The organism is Bradyrhizobium sp. USDA 3397 (assembly GCF_054060965.1).
In genome coordinates this window covers 629,433-644,106 of the sequence record NZ_JBSSDS010000001.1, presented here as the reverse complement: position 1 = coordinate 644,106, position 14,674 = coordinate 629,433, and the positions used below count along the sequence as shown (strand labels likewise).

At 62.6% G+C, this 14,674-nt stretch carries 12 protein-coding genes; 7 read left to right on the top strand and 5 right to left on the bottom strand.

Annotated elements, in window-relative coordinates:
• The first annotated feature begins 6 nt into the window (after positions 1-6).
• Positions 7-1,806, top strand: a complete 1,800-nt coding sequence (locus tag ACVWYQ_RS03115; RefSeq protein ID WP_404541391.1) for a cache domain-containing protein — start codon at positions 7-9, stop codon at positions 1,804-1,806.
• A gap of 19 nt (positions 1,807-1,825) precedes the next feature.
• On the opposite strand, the gene ACVWYQ_RS03110 is transcribed toward ACVWYQ_RS03115, so the two are convergent.
• Entirely contained in the window at positions 1,826-2,725 is a 900-nt protein-coding gene (locus tag ACVWYQ_RS03110; RefSeq protein ID WP_404541393.1) for a DMT family transporter, read from the bottom strand.
• A 766-nt stretch (positions 2,726-3,491) separates the two neighbouring features.
• Between ACVWYQ_RS03110 and ACVWYQ_RS03105 the strand changes: the two genes are divergently transcribed.
• The 4 genes from ACVWYQ_RS03105 (at position 3,492) to ACVWYQ_RS03090 (ending at position 9,364) form a co-directional block, all read left to right on the top strand.
• A complete protein-coding gene (locus ACVWYQ_RS03105; RefSeq protein WP_456725407.1) occupies positions 3,492-7,259 on the top strand; it encodes a vitamin B12-dependent ribonucleotide reductase in 3,768 nt (1,255 codons plus the stop codon).
• Between the two features lie 43 nt (positions 7,260-7,302).
• A complete protein-coding gene (locus ACVWYQ_RS03100) occupies positions 7,303-8,055 on the top strand; it encodes a hypothetical protein (protein WP_456725406.1) in 753 nt (250 codons plus the stop codon).
• The gene (locus tag ACVWYQ_RS03095; RefSeq protein ID WP_456725405.1) at positions 8,052-8,621 is read left to right on the top strand and encodes a hypothetical protein; all 570 of its coding nucleotides are present in this window, start codon (positions 8,052-8,054) and stop codon (positions 8,619-8,621) included. The genes ACVWYQ_RS03100 and ACVWYQ_RS03095 overlap by 4 nt, the downstream gene beginning before the upstream one ends.
• Before the next feature lie 227 nt (positions 8,622-8,848).
• Positions 8,849-9,364, top strand: a complete 516-nt coding sequence (locus ACVWYQ_RS03090) for a chromosome partitioning protein ParB (protein WP_456725404.1) — start codon at positions 8,849-8,851, stop codon at positions 9,362-9,364.
• 207 nt (positions 9,365-9,571) lie between these two features.
• Here ACVWYQ_RS03090 and ACVWYQ_RS03085 read toward each other — a convergent pair whose 3' ends face one another.
• Complete coding sequence (locus ACVWYQ_RS03085) at positions 9,572-9,838, bottom strand: DUF2312 domain-containing protein (protein ID WP_025575662.1); 267 nt, start codon at positions 9,836-9,838, stop codon at positions 9,572-9,574.
• Positions 9,839-10,050: 212 nt separating this feature from the next.
• Between ACVWYQ_RS03085 and ACVWYQ_RS03080 the strand changes: the two genes are divergently transcribed.
• Entirely contained in the window at positions 10,051-10,707 is a 657-nt protein-coding gene (locus ACVWYQ_RS03080; protein ID WP_456725403.1) for a phasin family protein, read from the top strand.
• Between the two features lie 189 nt (positions 10,708-10,896).
• Here ACVWYQ_RS03080 and ACVWYQ_RS03075 read toward each other — a convergent pair whose 3' ends face one another.
• Positions 10,897-11,199 (bottom strand): hypothetical protein, encoded by a 303-nt coding sequence (locus ACVWYQ_RS03075; protein WP_271546788.1) that lies wholly within the window; start codon positions 11,197-11,199, stop codon positions 10,897-10,899.
• Between the two features lie 343 nt (positions 11,200-11,542).
• Here ACVWYQ_RS03075 and ACVWYQ_RS03070 point away from each other — a divergent pair, with 343 nt between their 5' ends.
• Positions 11,543-12,556, top strand: coding sequence for a hypothetical protein (locus ACVWYQ_RS03070; RefSeq protein WP_271547266.1), 1,014 nt, complete (start codon positions 11,543-11,545; stop codon positions 12,554-12,556).
• A gap of 186 nt (positions 12,557-12,742) precedes the next feature.
• Here the strand turns inward: ACVWYQ_RS03070 and ACVWYQ_RS03065 are convergent, their stop codons facing one another.
• The gene (locus ACVWYQ_RS03065) at positions 12,743-13,246 is read right to left on the bottom strand and encodes a hypothetical protein (protein WP_036033716.1); all 504 of its coding nucleotides are present in this window, start codon (positions 13,244-13,246) and stop codon (positions 12,743-12,745) included.
• 225 nt (positions 13,247-13,471) lie between these two features.
• Positions 13,472-14,512 carry an acyl-CoA desaturase gene (locus ACVWYQ_RS03060; protein WP_275509677.1) on the bottom strand — a complete coding sequence of 347 codons (1,041 nt, stop codon included), beginning with the start codon at positions 14,510-14,512 and terminating at the stop codon, positions 13,472-13,474.
• Positions 14,513-14,674 lie beyond the last annotated feature (162 nt).

Sequence of the window (14,674 nt, the reverse complement as noted above, 5' to 3'; positions counted from 1 at the left end):
GTAGTTATGACGGACGGTGCTGCGCAGCCCTCTTCGTGTACGATGCCCCCGCGTCGCTCGCTGTTCTGCAAGTACTTCGCAACGTTGTTTGTCGCTGCGGTCGTGCCTCTGATACTCGGCGCGGCCGTCGAGGCTTCTTTCGGTTACCGAGACCAGCGCCGCCAGATCAGCGCGGTGCTGCAGGCCGATGCTCGCTCGGCGTCCGACAGGATCGAGGCGTTCAGCGAAGGCATCCGCGATCAGCTGGGTTGGATGGTGCAGCTTCCCTGGGCTGCCGGAGACGATGCGCAACATAAGATCGATGCCTTGCGTCTCCTCCAGCAGGTGCCTGCGATACTTTCGGTTTCGCTTCTGGATGAGACCGGCACCGAACGGGTCTTTGTTTCGAGGCTGCTTCTGAACAGGACCGGGCGCGGCATCGATATGTCTGCGGATCCCGCTATTCTGGGCGCACGCGGCAACAAAGTCTGGTACGGACCGGTTGAGTACCGGCAAGATTCAGAGCCCTATATGAGGATCGCGGTTGCCGGGAGCCTGCCGGAAGCGGGGGTTGCGATCGCCGAGGTCAATCTGAAGCTGATCTGGGATGTCATCGCAGCTATCAGAATTGGCGAGACCGGCTACGCCATTGTTGTCGATAACTCCGGTCATCTGATCGCACATCCCGATATCAGTCTGGTTCTGCGCGGTCGCGCCAGCTCGGGCAGTTTCGGCCGGATCAAGCATCTCGTTGGCGAGACGAGCGGAGCGGCGGTGATAACCGGGGAGCGAGGCAACCCGGTGGTGGCGCTATCCGTTCGGGCCGCCGATGTGGGATGGACGGTGATCGCGATGCTGCCGACCTCGGAAGCCTTTGCATCAATTCGCGCAGCGTTGTGGCGATCGTCGATCCTCATTGCCTTCGGTGTGCTTGTCGCGCTGGCGCTCGCCTATTGGCGCGCGCACAGAATGTCCGGTCCGATCAAGCAACTGGAAGAGGGCGTGGAGCGGATCAGAACCGGACAATTCGAGCATCGCATCAAAATCTTCAGCGGTGACGAGTTGCAGCAGCTGGCGTTGCGTTTCAATGAAATGGCTTCTGAACTGGCGATCTCGCAGCAGAAATCTGCGCGGATCGAACGGCTGAAGCAGTTCCTGCCATCGCAGGTCGCCGAATTGGTCGAACATTCTCACGAACTGCTCGAAGGGCAGCGACGTGAAGTGGCTGTCATTTTTGGCGACTTGCGCGGCTTCACGGCGTTCTCCACGCGCAATGAACCCGATGTCATCATGGCCGTCATGCGAGAGTACTACGAGGCCGTCGGCGCCGTGACGACTCGTCACGAGGCAACGCTCATCGGCTTTGATGGCGACGGAGTCATGCTGCTGGTCAATGCCCCGATCGCATGCGAACAGCCGGCAACTCAAGCGGTCCGCCTCGCGATCGACCTGCAAATGACGGTTCAGTCCCTTGCCGGCAAATGGTGTGACGCCGGCCACGCGATCGGCTTTGGTGTGGGCGTTGCCATGGGACCGGCAACGGTAGGAACGGTCGGTTATAACGGTCGGCTGGACTACACGGCGATGGGAGCCGTGGTGAATTTGGCCTCGCGGCTCTGCAATCTCGCGAAGGACGCGCAGATCCTGGCTGATCCCACGATCGCTGGAAGGGTAAGCAATGGCGTTCCCTTGGCGTCGCTCGGACAGCGGACCATCAAGGGCTATGACCAGGCTCTCGAAGTCTTTGCTGTCGCACCTGCTGGCCTGCCGTTGAAACCGCGGGGCCCGGCACAACGCCGGCGAGAGAAAGAACCTCAGGACCACTGATACCCCGGCGTCCGGACGGCTACCCCCGTGTCGCCAGCACCACCGCGGCCAGCGTAAACACCAGCCCCGCGATCTGCCCTGGCCCGAGCGGCTCGCCAAGCGCGACCGCCGAGGCCACGACGCCGATCACCGGCACCGCCATGGTGCCGATCGCGGCGACCGAGGCCGGCAGGCGCGCCAGCGCTGCGAACCAGCTGACATAGGCGATGCAGAACTGCCCGACGACCGAATAGACCAGCAGCCACCAGCCAAGCGGCGTCACATGCGACAAATGCGTGGTCTCGATCAGGAGGCCAATGATCGAGATCGGCAGGCAGCCGATCCCGATCTGCCAGGCTGCCGCCGTGAGCGGCGGCAGGTGAATCGGGTACTTCTTCGAGAGCACGGTGCCGAGGGCAAAGCCGAACGCACCGACGAGTACCATGATGATGCCCGGCAGCTTTTCCGTGCTGGCGGCAAGGCCGTTGCCCCCCATGATCGAGGCAAGCCCTGCGAAAGCCAGCACCAGCCCAAGCGTGCGCAAGACCGTCGGCCGCTCCCCAAGCACCGGCCAGGCGATGATCGACGCCCAGACCGGCATCGTATAGGCGATCAGCGCCGCCTCGCTCGCCGGCAGCCAGAGCAGCGCCAGCCCCATCAGCACCATCCAGCCCGTGACGTTGAGCGCGGCTGCGGTGAGCAGGCGCGGCCAGATCACACCCTCTACGTGCAGGCTTTGCCGCCGGATCACCGCAAGCAGCGCCAGCAGCAGCGCGCCGAGCACGCCGGTGACCCCGCGCAGCGTCAGAGGCGGCAGCTCGGCGAGCAGGAATTTCGTCACCGGCCAGTTGAAGCCCCAGCCGATCGACGTGATCGCAAGGAACATCAGGCCGGCCGGGGCGATGCGCGGCCGCACGCCCGGCGTCGTCGAATCAAGCATGTCGGCTAGTCCGGCAAATCTGGCGGTCAGCTTGGCCCGGATTCGCGGGTCCCACCACCGCTTTGGCGGGCATGCCTGCCCTCACCGTCCGTAGGGCTACGTGAGTCCTGCTGACGCAATCCCATTGCTCAAAAATATACCTGCCCTGTGAACAGCGGGATGAAGGCCCCGCGTCATCACGGCATGCAAATTTTTTCAGTTGGGAATCCCTGAGGACTCACTGATACTTGGGTCCACGACAGGCGCGGCGAAGACCCCTGTTATCCCCCACAATCCACCATATTTAGTATTTGATTCAGGAACTCGCACTAGTTCTTGACGGGCGCAACGGAGAGTCCTAGCTTTCGGTCCGTTCGGCGCGAGTGAGTTTGCGTCCCGCCGGCACTCCCCAAAGGGTCTCGCAAATTTCAGCTCCGCCAGTCGGCCAAAGGCTGCGGATGAGGGCTTGTCTGCCCTCGGAATGCAGGCTCTTCGGGGCGCCAGAACGGGCCGGCAACAGGCTCGGATGGCATCGATGACGAAGTGACGTTGTGGGGCGTTGAACGCATGTCGCGCACATCCCCTTGGGGGCGGATGGGTGTGGACATGCCGGCGGGATGATCGATGCGACGCATCGAGCTCGCGCCGGGAAAAAACAGGGCCGGATCCACCGGCTGAACTGCGGAGCCCCGAGGCCGAACGGCTGAAGGCGCCGCGAATGCAATGACGACCCGGCACGCCCACAACGAGGGGCGGGACCGGTCAAAGAAAAGGACGGGGCAAGACCATGCGGATTGAGCGGCGCCACACCACTGCGGGACAGTCACCTTATGCGGGAATCGAATTCCGCCTGACCACGTCGGAGATTCGCAATCCCGACGGCTCGGTCGTGTTCAAGCTTGATAACGTCGAGGTGCCGAGCGAGTGGTCGCAGGTCGCCTCCGACGTGCTGGCCCAGAAATATTTCCGCAAAGCCGGCGTTGCCGCGCGCCTGAAGAAGGTCGAGGAGGAATCCGTCCCCTCCTTCCTGTGGCGCTCCGTGCCCGACACTGATGCCCTCGCCGCGCTGCCCGAGAAGGAGCGCTATGTCAGCGAGCTCTCGGCCAAGCAGGTGTTCGACCGCCTCGCCGGCTGCTGGACCTATTGGGGCTGGAAGGGCAAGTACTTCTCGACCGACGACGACGCCCAGGCCTTCTATGACGAGCTCCGCTACATGCTCGCCATGCAGATGGTCGCGCCGAACTCGCCGCAATGGTTCAACACCGGCCTGCACTGGGCCTATGGCATCGACGGCCCCGGCCAGGGCCATTATTACGTCGATCCCTTCACGGCTAAGCTGACCAAGTCCAAATCGGCCTACGAGCACCCGCAGCCGCATGCCTGCTTCATCCAGGGCGTCGGCGACGACCTCGTCAACGAGGGCGGCATCATGGACCTCTGGGTCCGCGAGGCGCGCCTGTTCAAATACGGCTCCGGCACCGGCTCCAACTTCTCGCGCCTGCGCGGCGAAGGCGAAAAGCTCTCCGGCGGCGGCCGCTCCTCCGGCCTGATGAGCTTCCTCAAGATCGGCGACCGCGCCGCCGGCGCTATCAAGAGCGGCGGCACCACGCGCCGCGCCGCCAAGATGGTCGTCGTCGACGTCGATCACCCCGACATCGAGACCTATATCGACTGGAAGGTGAAGGAGGAGCAGAAGGTCGCCGCCCTCGTCACGGGCTCCAAGATCAACCAGAAGCACCTCAAGGCGGTGCTGAAGGCCTGCGTGAACTGCGAAGGCTCGGGCGACGACTGCTTCGACCCCGAGAAGAACCCTGCCCTCCGCCGCGAGATCAAGCTCGCGCGCCGCAGCCTCGTGCCCGACAATTACATCAAGCGCGTCATTCAGTTCGCCAAGCAGGGCTACAAGGACATCCAGTTCGACACCTACGACACCGACTGGGATAGCGAAGCCTATCTCACGGTATCAGGCCAGAACTCCAACAACTCGGTCTCGCTGAAGGACGACTTCCTGCGCGCGGTCGAGACCGACGGCGACTGGAATCTGACCGCCCGCACCTCCAAGAAGGTGACCAAGACGCTGAAGGCGCGCGACCTCTGGGAGAAGATCGGCTACGCCGCCTGGGCCTCGGCCGATCCCGGCCTGCACTTCAACACCACGATGAACGACTGGCACACCTGCAAGGCGTCCGGCGACATCCGCGCGTCCAATCCGTGCTCGGAATACATGTTCCTGGACGACACGGCGTGCAACCTCGCCTCGGCGAACCTGCTGACGTTCTACAACACCGAGACCAAGCGCTTCGACGTCGAGGGCTATGAGCACCTCTGCCGGCTCTGGACCGTCGTGCTGGAAATCTCCGTCATGATGGCACAGTTCCCGTCGAAGGCGATCGCCGAGCTCTCCTACGAGTTCCGCACGCTCGGCCTCGGCTACGCCAATATCGGCGGCCTCCTGATGACCATGGGCCTGCCCTATGACAGCAAGGAAGGCCGTGCGATCGCCGGCGCGCTGACCGCGGTCATGACCGGCATCACCTACAAGACCTCCGCGGAAATGGCTGCTGAACTGGGCACCTTCCCCGGCTACAAGAAGAACGCCGCGCACATGCTGCGCGTGATCCGCAACCACCGCCGCGCCGCGCATGGCCAGTCGAACGGCTATGAGGCGCTCAGCGTCAACCCGGTGCCGCTCGACCTCGTCTCCTGCCCGCAAGGAGACCTCGTCAGCCATGCCCAGGCGGCCTGGGATGCGGCGCTCGAGCTCGGCGAGAAGCACGGCTATCGCAACGCCCAGACCACGGTGATCGCGCCGACCGGCACGATCGGCCTCGTCATGGATTGCGACACCACCGGCATCGAGCCCGACTTCGCGCTGGTCAAGTTCAAGAAGCTCGCCGGCGGCGGCTACTTCAAGATCATCAACCGCGCGGTGCCGGCCGCGCTGCGCGCGCTCGGCTATCGCGAGAGCGAGATCGCCGAGATCGAGGCCTACGCCGTCGGCCACGGCTCGCTCTCCAACGCGCCCGGCATCAACGCCTCGACCCTGAAGGCAAAAGGCTTCACCGATGAAGCCATCGCCAAGGTCGAGAAAGCGCTGCCGACCGCGTTCGACATCAAGTTCGCCTTCAACAAGTGGACCTTCGGCGAGGATTTCATCCGCGACCAACTCGGCATCGGCGCGGAAGCCATTGCCGCCCCCGGCTTCGACCTGCTCCAGGCCGTCGGCTTCACCAAGCGCGAGATCGAGGCGGCCAACGTCCACATCTGCGGCGCGATGACGGTGGAAGGTGCCCCGCACCTCAAGGCCGAGCATTATCCGGTGTTCGACTGCGCCAATCCCTGCGGCAAGATCGGCAAGCGCTATCTGTCGGTCGAGAGCCACATCCGCATGATGGCGGCGGCGCAGCCCTTCATCTCGGGCGCGATCTCCAAGACCATCAACATGCCGAACGACGCCACGGTGGAGGACTGCAAGTCCGCCTACATGCTGTCGTGGAAGCTCGCATTGAAGGCCAACGCGCTCTATCGCGACGGCTCAAAACTCTCGCAGCCGCTCAACTCGCAGCTCATCAGCGACGATGAGGACGAGGACGATGCGGTCGAGCTGCTGCACGAAAAACCCATGGCGGCGCGCGCCACGCATGTGGCCGAAAAGGTCGTCGAGAAGCTGGTCGAGCGCATCGTTGTGATGCGCGAGCGCGAGAAGATGCCGGACCGACGCAAGGGCTACACCCAGAAGGCGGTCGTCGGCGGCCACAAGGTGTACTTGCGCACCGGCGAATACGATGACGGCCGTCTCGGCGAGATCTTCATCGACATGCACAAGGAAGGCGCGGCGCTGCGCTCCTTCATCAACAACTTCGCCATCGCGGTGTCGCTCGGCCTGCAATACGGCGTGCCGCTGGACGAATATGTCGACGCCTTCACCTTCACCCGCTTCGAGCCGGCGGGCCCCGTGCAGGGCAACGACAGCATCAAGTACGCGACCTCGATCCTGGACTACGTCTTCCGCGAGCTCGCGGTGAGCTATCTGTCCCGCTTCGACCTCGCCCACGTCGATCCCAACGAGACGGGTTTTGACGCGCTCGGCAAGGGCGTCGAGGAAGGCAAGGAGCCCGAGGAGGACGGCGGCCACCACGCGACAAAACTGGTCTCGCGCGGCCTCACCCGCTCGCGCACGGACAACCTCGTCGTGATGCGCGGCGGCAGCACCGCCATCAGCCAGGGCAACGACAGCGCGCCCTCAGGCGGCAGCAAGGTCACGGCCCTGGCCCACGGCGCCTCGGCCCGTGTTGGCGACGCCATCGAAGGCGCCGTCGCCCTGAAGCAGGAAGTCCAGCACGACCTCTCGCCGACGGAGAAGCTCGAGCAGCTGCAATGGAGCAAGGCCGGCACCGCCGCGACCGCCGCTCCCACCAAGGCCGAGCGCCGCGCGGAAGCCAAGGCCAAGGGCTACGAAGGCGAAATGTGCAGCGAGTGCGGCAACTTCACGCTGGTGCGGAATGGGACGTGCATGAAGTGCGATACGTGTGGGAGCACGACGGGGTGTAGCTAGCTCATTGGCCGCACCAACCACACCGACTGAATTGAGGCCGCTCTTGTTTGAGCGGCCTCTTGCATTGTGCGACGAAAGCAAAGCTGAGCAGTTCGTCACCGGAGGGATACTGTGGCTCCCACCCGATGCCCGCGAAGACGCCCGGAGCGCATTGGTCCGGCTGAAGGCTTCTCGCGATGTTCCGACAGAGGCAAAGATTCACTGCCGCATTCTGTTTAGCGGCGACGCGCGTCGTCGCTCACCATTCCTACATTTTGCGCCGGCAGACGTTCACGCCTTCGTGGAAGAATGCGTGAACTTGATGTTAAATTTGGGTGGGCGCTGGTTCTCGGCATGGATCGATCAAACACGCTACCCGCAACAGCTAAAGCTTGTCGACGGACTCCCATTTGACGTCAACGAAAAGCACTTGGCGGGCCTCGCCTGCTTCGCAGCAATTGCGAACATGCAACACCATGAAGGCACGACCTACCAACTTTCATTCGATACCGACCGCACGAAAATTGACTGGGGTCTCGCGCGACTACAAGCCACACACTTCACTCGCATCCATTCAAATGCAGTTCAGCTATCATCGGATTACGTTTGTCTTTTGGACATGACTGACATTTGCGCATACGCAACTGCCCAAGCAATTCTCGCCGCTCATGGCAAGCCCAGCAAGAAGGCCGCGCGATTTGTGGATCTAGTAAAAGGCATGAATATCCGGACGTCGGAGTTTTGTTATCAGCAAAGAGGCGTCGGCCCATTGAAACGAAGCGGAGCCTTATCGCCGGACAAACAGGAGAAGAAATGAAGTTTAGACTTCTCTATGAAGGCCCAATCGTACCACGACAGCGAGCAAGCCTTTCCGACATTCACGCGATCCGGCTGGCTCTAGCTCCCCAACTTCGCGAGCTTTGGCGGCACTCTCCTTTGCGGACCGAAGCGGAGAAGATGCTGCAGGAAGAATTCGACATCCCTACAAGCAAGATCGGCATCCTTGAAACGCGCGGCACGACAGTCTTTGCACCTCTTGTTTCGAAACGCCTAGATCTTCTCTGTGAGCTTGAGATCACGTTCTTGCGACGGCAAGCACCAGGGCAACTGATCGGCGATGGTGGGGACATTGATAACCGCATCAAGACTCTTCTTGACGCCTTAGCAATACCGCCGCCTTCGCAACAGAAGCATTTTGAAAACGCAACTTCGAGTGATCCAATCCATTGCTTGCTTCAAGACGACTCCTTGGTCACCAAACTATCAGTTGAAACTGATCGCCTTTTGAGATCCGTCGAAGGGGAAAACGATCTGGTGGCAATTATCGGCACCAAGGTTACTGCGAGCCGTCTGACCTTTACAAACATGGGTCTCGTCAACTAGCTCCTAGGATGGGTAGAGCCCTTCCAAACCCATCAGGCCGCCACGGCTATTGGGTTCGCTCTGCCCATCCTATGAGCTCTATCGCGTTAGCCGCAGAGTGGCTCCCATTTCGATGCTCATCATCACCTCGCCTCCGAAATTGCTTTTGCAGTCGACCGCTTCCCCACCTAAACTCCCACCCAGCTGGCTTGAGTTCCGAACGGCCCGGTAGAAGCGGAGTCAAAGTTATGCCCAAACCGGAAAGCTTCCCGATCGAGAAGATCTTCGTTCCCACGAAGCAGAAGAAAGCCCTCAAGCCCGAGACCGTCGCGGAGATCGCGGAGAGCATTCTGGAGATCGGACAACAGGCCCCCATTTCCGTTCGGCTCGACGGAGACCGGCTGGTTCTGGTCGAGGGACTGCATCGGTTAGAGGCCTGCAAGGCGCTCGGCGAGCCGACCATTCTCGGTGTCCTTGTTACGGCCGAGCTTGCTCAGCATAAGCCGCTGCTCACCGAGCGACCCGAAGTCGAGGCCGAGCGCATCAAGATGGCGCGATTGAAACAGTTGCGCCTGGAGAAGGAAGCCGCAGAGGCATCGGCGGCTGCCTTGAAGGGCGTCAGGCAGTCGGAAGCGCCGCGTACCCGTCCGGCGAAAGGTGTCCGCGACAATCCGAAGGCATCACCGGGCCGGACTGTGAAATCGAAACCGAAATCGTTGTCGGACTGGATCACGCAGCAAAAGGGCAGCGGCGGCCGCTATTGATGGCGGACGCCGTCATTCCGGGGCGCGCCCGCTTTGGGCGCGAGCCCGGAATCCATCGGGCGGCACGACGCGTTGTGGAATGGATTCCGGGCTCGCGCTTCGCGCGCCCCGGAATGACGTTGCGCTTCACCTTGCGGTGCTGCCACCGCATGATGGCCGCAATCCCAGCGATCGCGGCCACCTCTCCTCACAGATCACCCAATCCCCTCACGCCGCCTTCGCCTGCTCCGGCGAAGCGGTCTCCATCGCGCGCATGTAGAGGTCGAGCAGGCTTTCGCGCTCGTCGCGCTCGTTCTTGTCTTCCTTGCGCAGCTTGATGATCTCCTTGAGGATCTTGACGTCAAAGCCCTCGCCCTTGGCTTCCGCGAAAACTTCCTTCTTCTGCTCGCTCAACTCCTGCATTTCGCTGTCGAGGTTCTCGATCCGCTCGACGAAGGAACGGATCTTGCCGCCGGGAATGGTGATGTCGGACATGGTGCCTCCTCGCTGAATGAGGTCGCGAAAATGACCGCAAAGAAATGACCAATGTGTTAACCGAGCCACCGCGGACAACCAGGATGAAGCGTACGCCAACGGTCCTTCGTATGGCGGCCTTCTAAGGCGGCGACAGGCGGCCACCCCGCAGCTCACTGGATCGGCGACTTCTTGCCGTCTGCGTCGACGATGCAGCGGCAAAATCTCACCACATGGCCGCCACGCAAGCGACAGCCCACAATCGCGATTTCAGCGCAAACGCGACGGAGGCTCGCGGCTTCATCGATATTTGGGAGCCATTTGCAATGTTGAGTGCGGTGGACAACAAGCCAAAGGGAAAATCCGGACGGCGCGGCGGCAAGAAGAAGGCCGGACATCGGACCGGGGCCGGCGAGCAACGCGCAAGTGCAGCGCATCAATTGCCGGATGCCCCGGCGGAGACCAGGCAAGAGACCGAGCACGAGACCGAGCAAGAGCCTGGCCGACAGATCAGTGCGGAGATACCTTCGGCTGCGGCCTTGCCGGACGAGGCTTCCGGGATGGAGCTAGCTGCAAGCCCGCCCGTCGCACCGGTCGAACCCTTCCAGGCCAGCACGCAGGCGATTGCCGACGCCTATAGCGACTATATCAGGACCTCGCTTGAGCAAGCCTGGAATTTCCTGGGAAAGCTCGCGACGGCGCGTTCACCCGTCGAGGCCTTTGAGCTTCAGATGGCGTACGCGAAACAGGCGTGCGACTCGTTTATCGCCGAATCCCAGAAGATCGCCGAGCTGCATGAACAATTGACCAGAGAAAGGGTCATGCATCTTGAGGGGTTCGTGGCCAGGCTCACCCAGACCACGCTCGAAATCCGCACGATACGTCACTGACGACGGGTGCACATTGCGGCGCCGCGGGACGTAAGGTGGGTTAGCTGGCGGTTGCGCGAAGCGCGGTCCGCCGGCGTAACCCACCACCTCTCCGCCGCCGAGATCAAAGAGGTGGGTTGCGCTACCCGACCTGCGCTTTGCGCCGTCGCGGAGCTAACCCGCCCTACGCGCCTGAGGACCGCCGGGAGTTCAGTACCCGGACTTGGTGCCGGTGGTCGACCCGCCGCTCGCGCCCGTGGTTTGACCTGTGGTTTGTCCTGTAGTTCGTCCTGGAGCGTAGCTCGACGCGCCGGGGCTGGTTCTCTTCGAGGACTTCGCCTGCTGCTTCTTCTTATGTCCCGGAGCGTAGCTGGAAGCGCCCGGCTCGCCCTTCTGGGAACCCATTTGCTGCATCTCATGACCCGGCGTCTTGCTCGATACACCCTGAGCAAATACGGCCGGGGCTGTAGCCATGACAACGGCAGCCGAAAGCGCGATGATCATTGCTTTCATGTTGTCCTCCTCGAACAATCCCCTCAAAGGAAACGGAATGGACTAGCGCCCGTTCCCGTCAGCGAACGCTCATGGTGAGACCGGCGCTGCTCGACTGGTCCCTGTCGCCGCCGCAACGCGATGAACGTTTTTCGATCAGGATCGGTGCACGTCGTAGGAATACGGGGAAGCTGCTCCCGGCTGCTTCAGCACCAGAAGATTCCAAGCGATCGCACGACAGCGCCGTGTCGCGCATGGTGTGCCGAGCCCGCCATAATTTTTCCTTTGCACACGCGTTGTGTCTGATAGCAGCGAGACCTATTCTTCCCAAAAATCGGACTGCCTCCCATTGACGCCCGACCGGATGGAGAGCGCATCGGTGCCTGAGACGAACGACCCCAAACCCGATACCGACAAGCCTGATGCGGCCAAGCCTGAAACCGCCAAGCCGGACGAGGCGCGCGCCGACGGTGGGCTGGCGCGGGCCTACGACCGGATCAAGAGCGCAGAGGAAGACCTCGCGCGGCTGGACCGGCTGGTTTCTGGAATGGAACGGAGCAGCGAAGCCCCGCGGACCTTCCACGCAAGCGCCGCCTCGACGGCAGCCGCCACCTCGGCAAACAAGGCGCCGACGCCGGATGCCAGGGTTCTAAACACCAAGCCTCGCGATCACGGCCTGAGGGGAGACAGGGCGATGATGCGCGCTCTGGCTATTCTCGTGATGGCGATCGGCCTGCTCGGTGCCGCTGTCGCATCGCAATATGGCGACGAGGCGACATCGATCGGCAAGTCCATCATGGCGCGATGGGCTCCACCCGCGAGCGCACCCCCGCAAGCGACCGCCGCGGAAAGTCCGGAGCAGCCGGCGACGGTGCTGCTGGCGGCCGCGGATGAGCCGAGCCCGGTGCCTGCACCGCCGGGGCCTAAGGACGCGGAAAGCGCCCCGAAGCCCGGCGCCACGGCGGCCGAGCCGGCATCGTCCGAGCTCGCGCAATCGCTCAAGGCCATCACGAGCGAGCTTGCGAATATCAACGGCAAGCTCGAGCAGCTGAAGAGCCGCAGCGAGCAGACCCTGCGCGACCAGGCCGACACTATTCAACAGCTCAAGGCCGCGCAGGAGAAGGATGCGGCGGACAATGCGCGCCTCGCCGCGCAGGTCCAGGCGCTGCAAACGCAACTGAGCGCGTCATCGGCGCCATCCGCCTCTGCAGCCGCCAAGCCCGTCGTGCGCAGCGTGGTGAGCAACGACACGGCTGCGCGTGCCCGGGCGCACGTACCAGACGCCGCGCCACGACGGCCGAGGCCGCCGCCGCGAGGCCCCTGGATGCCGCCGCGCTATATGGCCGACCCTTATTATTACGGCGATCCGGATTGGTGAGCCCGTTTCGCGAAGGCGCGCGATTTGAAGTGCCGTAGGGTGGGTTAGCCTGCGGCGGCGCGAAGCGCAGTCCGCTGGCGTACCCCGCCTCTTGATTTCCGCGGAGACAGACGTGGTGGGTTACGCTGCGCGAGCTGCGCCTTGCGCAGTCGCGCAGCTAACCCACCCTACGGACCTACGCTCCCCTCAGCGTATCTCGCTCATCGTCACCTTGGCCGCGATCCCCGTCAGCTCGGGCTCTTGCGGCGCAAGCTCCTCATCGGAAGGGCCGACCGAGACTTCAGCCATTCTGCGTTTGACCTGTTCGCAGGTCTTGCGAACGTCTTCGGTGAACAGCGCGCATTCTTCGATGCGCTTGAAGATCTTGCGTCCCTCTTCACGATAGCCTGCCGCCGTTTCTCGCATGAAGGCGATCGCATCATGAACCTGGGCCGTCAGCGCCTCGCATTTTTGCGCGGCGTCGATCAACTCGGTGCCCATGGCCTCGATCTCTTTTGCAGCGGACTCATAGTCGCGAATGACCGCTTCTGCACTGAGCGCACCGACCCGGGACACCCCCGCGGTGTGCTCGACGTAATCAGGCAGATTAACTGAAGTAATGGAGCTTCCCGACCGGATCGAAGTGATGTCCGCTTCGAGTTGGACCAAGTTCACTCCGTCGCGTCTGTGCAATTGTTCGACACTTGCCATGACTGTCCTCCCAATACGCGCAAAGAAACCCCAAGCAGCATTGGGTTTATTACGGGGATAAGTGCCGTTCTACCTCTATGTATTCTTGACAGTCTCCACTTTGCCACTTTTGCCCAATCGCCAACACTGCACGCAGAGATAACGAGCCAACAAACTTCAATCTATCCGCGTACCTGTTCGAAGTGCACTCCCCGCCGCATCGGCGCCGGGCCATGGCGGGCACGATTACGTTCCGGGGGAGCGACGGTCGTCGGCGTCGAAGGCATTCCCGACGGCGGCGGGCGCAGGCTCGCCCCGCCCTGCATTCGCAGCACGATGGCGGCCGGCATCGCCCGCCGCGAAAATATCGTGCACCAGCCCGAGCTTCCCCAGCCCCAGGATGATCAGCCCGTTGATGTCCACCTCGTACCAGGCGTGCGAGAGATACGCATCCCGCGGAAAGCGGTGATGGTTGTTGTGCAGCCCCTCGCCGAACGTCAGCAGCGTGGTCACCAGCTCGTTGGTGGTGCCGTCATGGGTCTCGAAGCGGCGGTAGCCCCAGCGGCCGTCGCTGTGGCAGACCGAGTTGACCAGCGAGGTCGCCATCGTCATCAGGTAGCTGCGGAACAGGCCTGAGAACAGGATGCAGCCGATCATCGTGCGTACGCCGCCAAACGCGTAGCCGATGGCGCCCGGAATGATCAGCGCCGAGAGCGCGTACCAGTACCAGCGCGTCCTGGTGAAGAACATCGCGATCGGGTCGGCCAGGATGTCCTTGGCGTAGTAGCTGGCATCGGTGGTCTCGCGGTCCCACACCCAGCCGCCTTGCGCATGCGTCATGCCCTTGGCGAAGCTGGTATACGCGTTGCCGGAGCCGTCGTAGTAAGGGCTGTGCACGTCGCCGGGCCGGTCGGAGTGCAGATGGTGCCGCCGGTGGTTGCTCACCCATTTCAGGATCGAGCCCTGCACCGCCATGGTCGCGAGCGCGGCGAAGATCGTTCGCATCACCGGACCGCAGCGAAAGCTGCGGTGCACGAAATAGCGATGCATGAAGCCGATGCCGATCGTGGACATGATGAACGTGCCGGCGAAGACCGAAACCTCCACCCAGCCGATGCCCTGCCAGAACGCCCAGACCAGCGCGGCGATCGAGCCGCCGACCATGATGGCGAAGGAGATGTAGGAATCGCGAAACTTGGCGTCGACCAGCGGACCTTCGGTCAGCACGCCCGGCGGCATCTTCGGCTCCGAAAGCTGCTCGGACGCCACGCTCTCAACCACACTCATTCCAGCCGATCCATTTGCACTGCATTTTTCTGCAGTGCAGCGTACAACCCCTGGTTATCTGAGGCAAGGACCCCAGCGGCCGTAGGAGCACGGGCGGGGCAGCCCGCCCCTCTTGCTTCTCTGCCGAACTCGAAAGTGGAGACCATGACGAGCAGATGCACG

Bases quoted from the DNA above. Each gene is read 5' to 3' on its own strand.
- ACVWYQ_RS03115 (WP_404541391.1), top strand. From the start codon at position 7: ATGACGGACGGTGCTGCGCAGCCCTCTTCGTGTACGATGCCCCCGCGT.
- ACVWYQ_RS03110 (WP_404541393.1), bottom strand. From the start codon at position 2,725: ATGCTTGATTCGACGACGCCGGGCGTGCGGCCGCGCATCGCCCCGGCC.
- ACVWYQ_RS03105 (WP_456725407.1), top strand. From the start codon at position 3,492: ATGCGGATTGAGCGGCGCCACACCACTGCGGGACAGTCACCTTATGCG.
- ACVWYQ_RS03095 (WP_456725405.1), top strand. From the start codon at position 8,052: ATGAAGTTTAGACTTCTCTATGAAGGCCCAATCGTACCACGACAGCGA.
- ACVWYQ_RS03090 (WP_456725404.1), top strand. From the start codon at position 8,849: ATGCCCAAACCGGAAAGCTTCCCGATCGAGAAGATCTTCGTTCCCACG.
- ACVWYQ_RS03085 (WP_025575662.1), bottom strand. From the start codon at position 9,838: ATGTCCGACATCACCATTCCCGGCGGCAAGATCCGTTCCTTCGTCGAG.
- ACVWYQ_RS03080 (WP_456725403.1), top strand. From the start codon at position 10,051: ATGGCCGCCACGCAAGCGACAGCCCACAATCGCGATTTCAGCGCAAAC.
- ACVWYQ_RS03075 (WP_271546788.1), bottom strand. From the start codon at position 11,199: ATGAAAGCAATGATCATCGCGCTTTCGGCTGCCGTTGTCATGGCTACA.
- ACVWYQ_RS03070 (WP_271547266.1), top strand. From the start codon at position 11,543: ATGGAGAGCGCATCGGTGCCTGAGACGAACGACCCCAAACCCGATACC.
- ACVWYQ_RS03065 (WP_036033716.1), bottom strand. From the start codon at position 13,246: ATGGCAAGTGTCGAACAATTGCACAGACGCGACGGAGTGAACTTGGTC.
- ACVWYQ_RS03060 (WP_275509677.1), bottom strand. From the start codon at position 14,512: ATGAGTGTGGTTGAGAGCGTGGCGTCCGAGCAGCTTTCGGAGCCGAAG.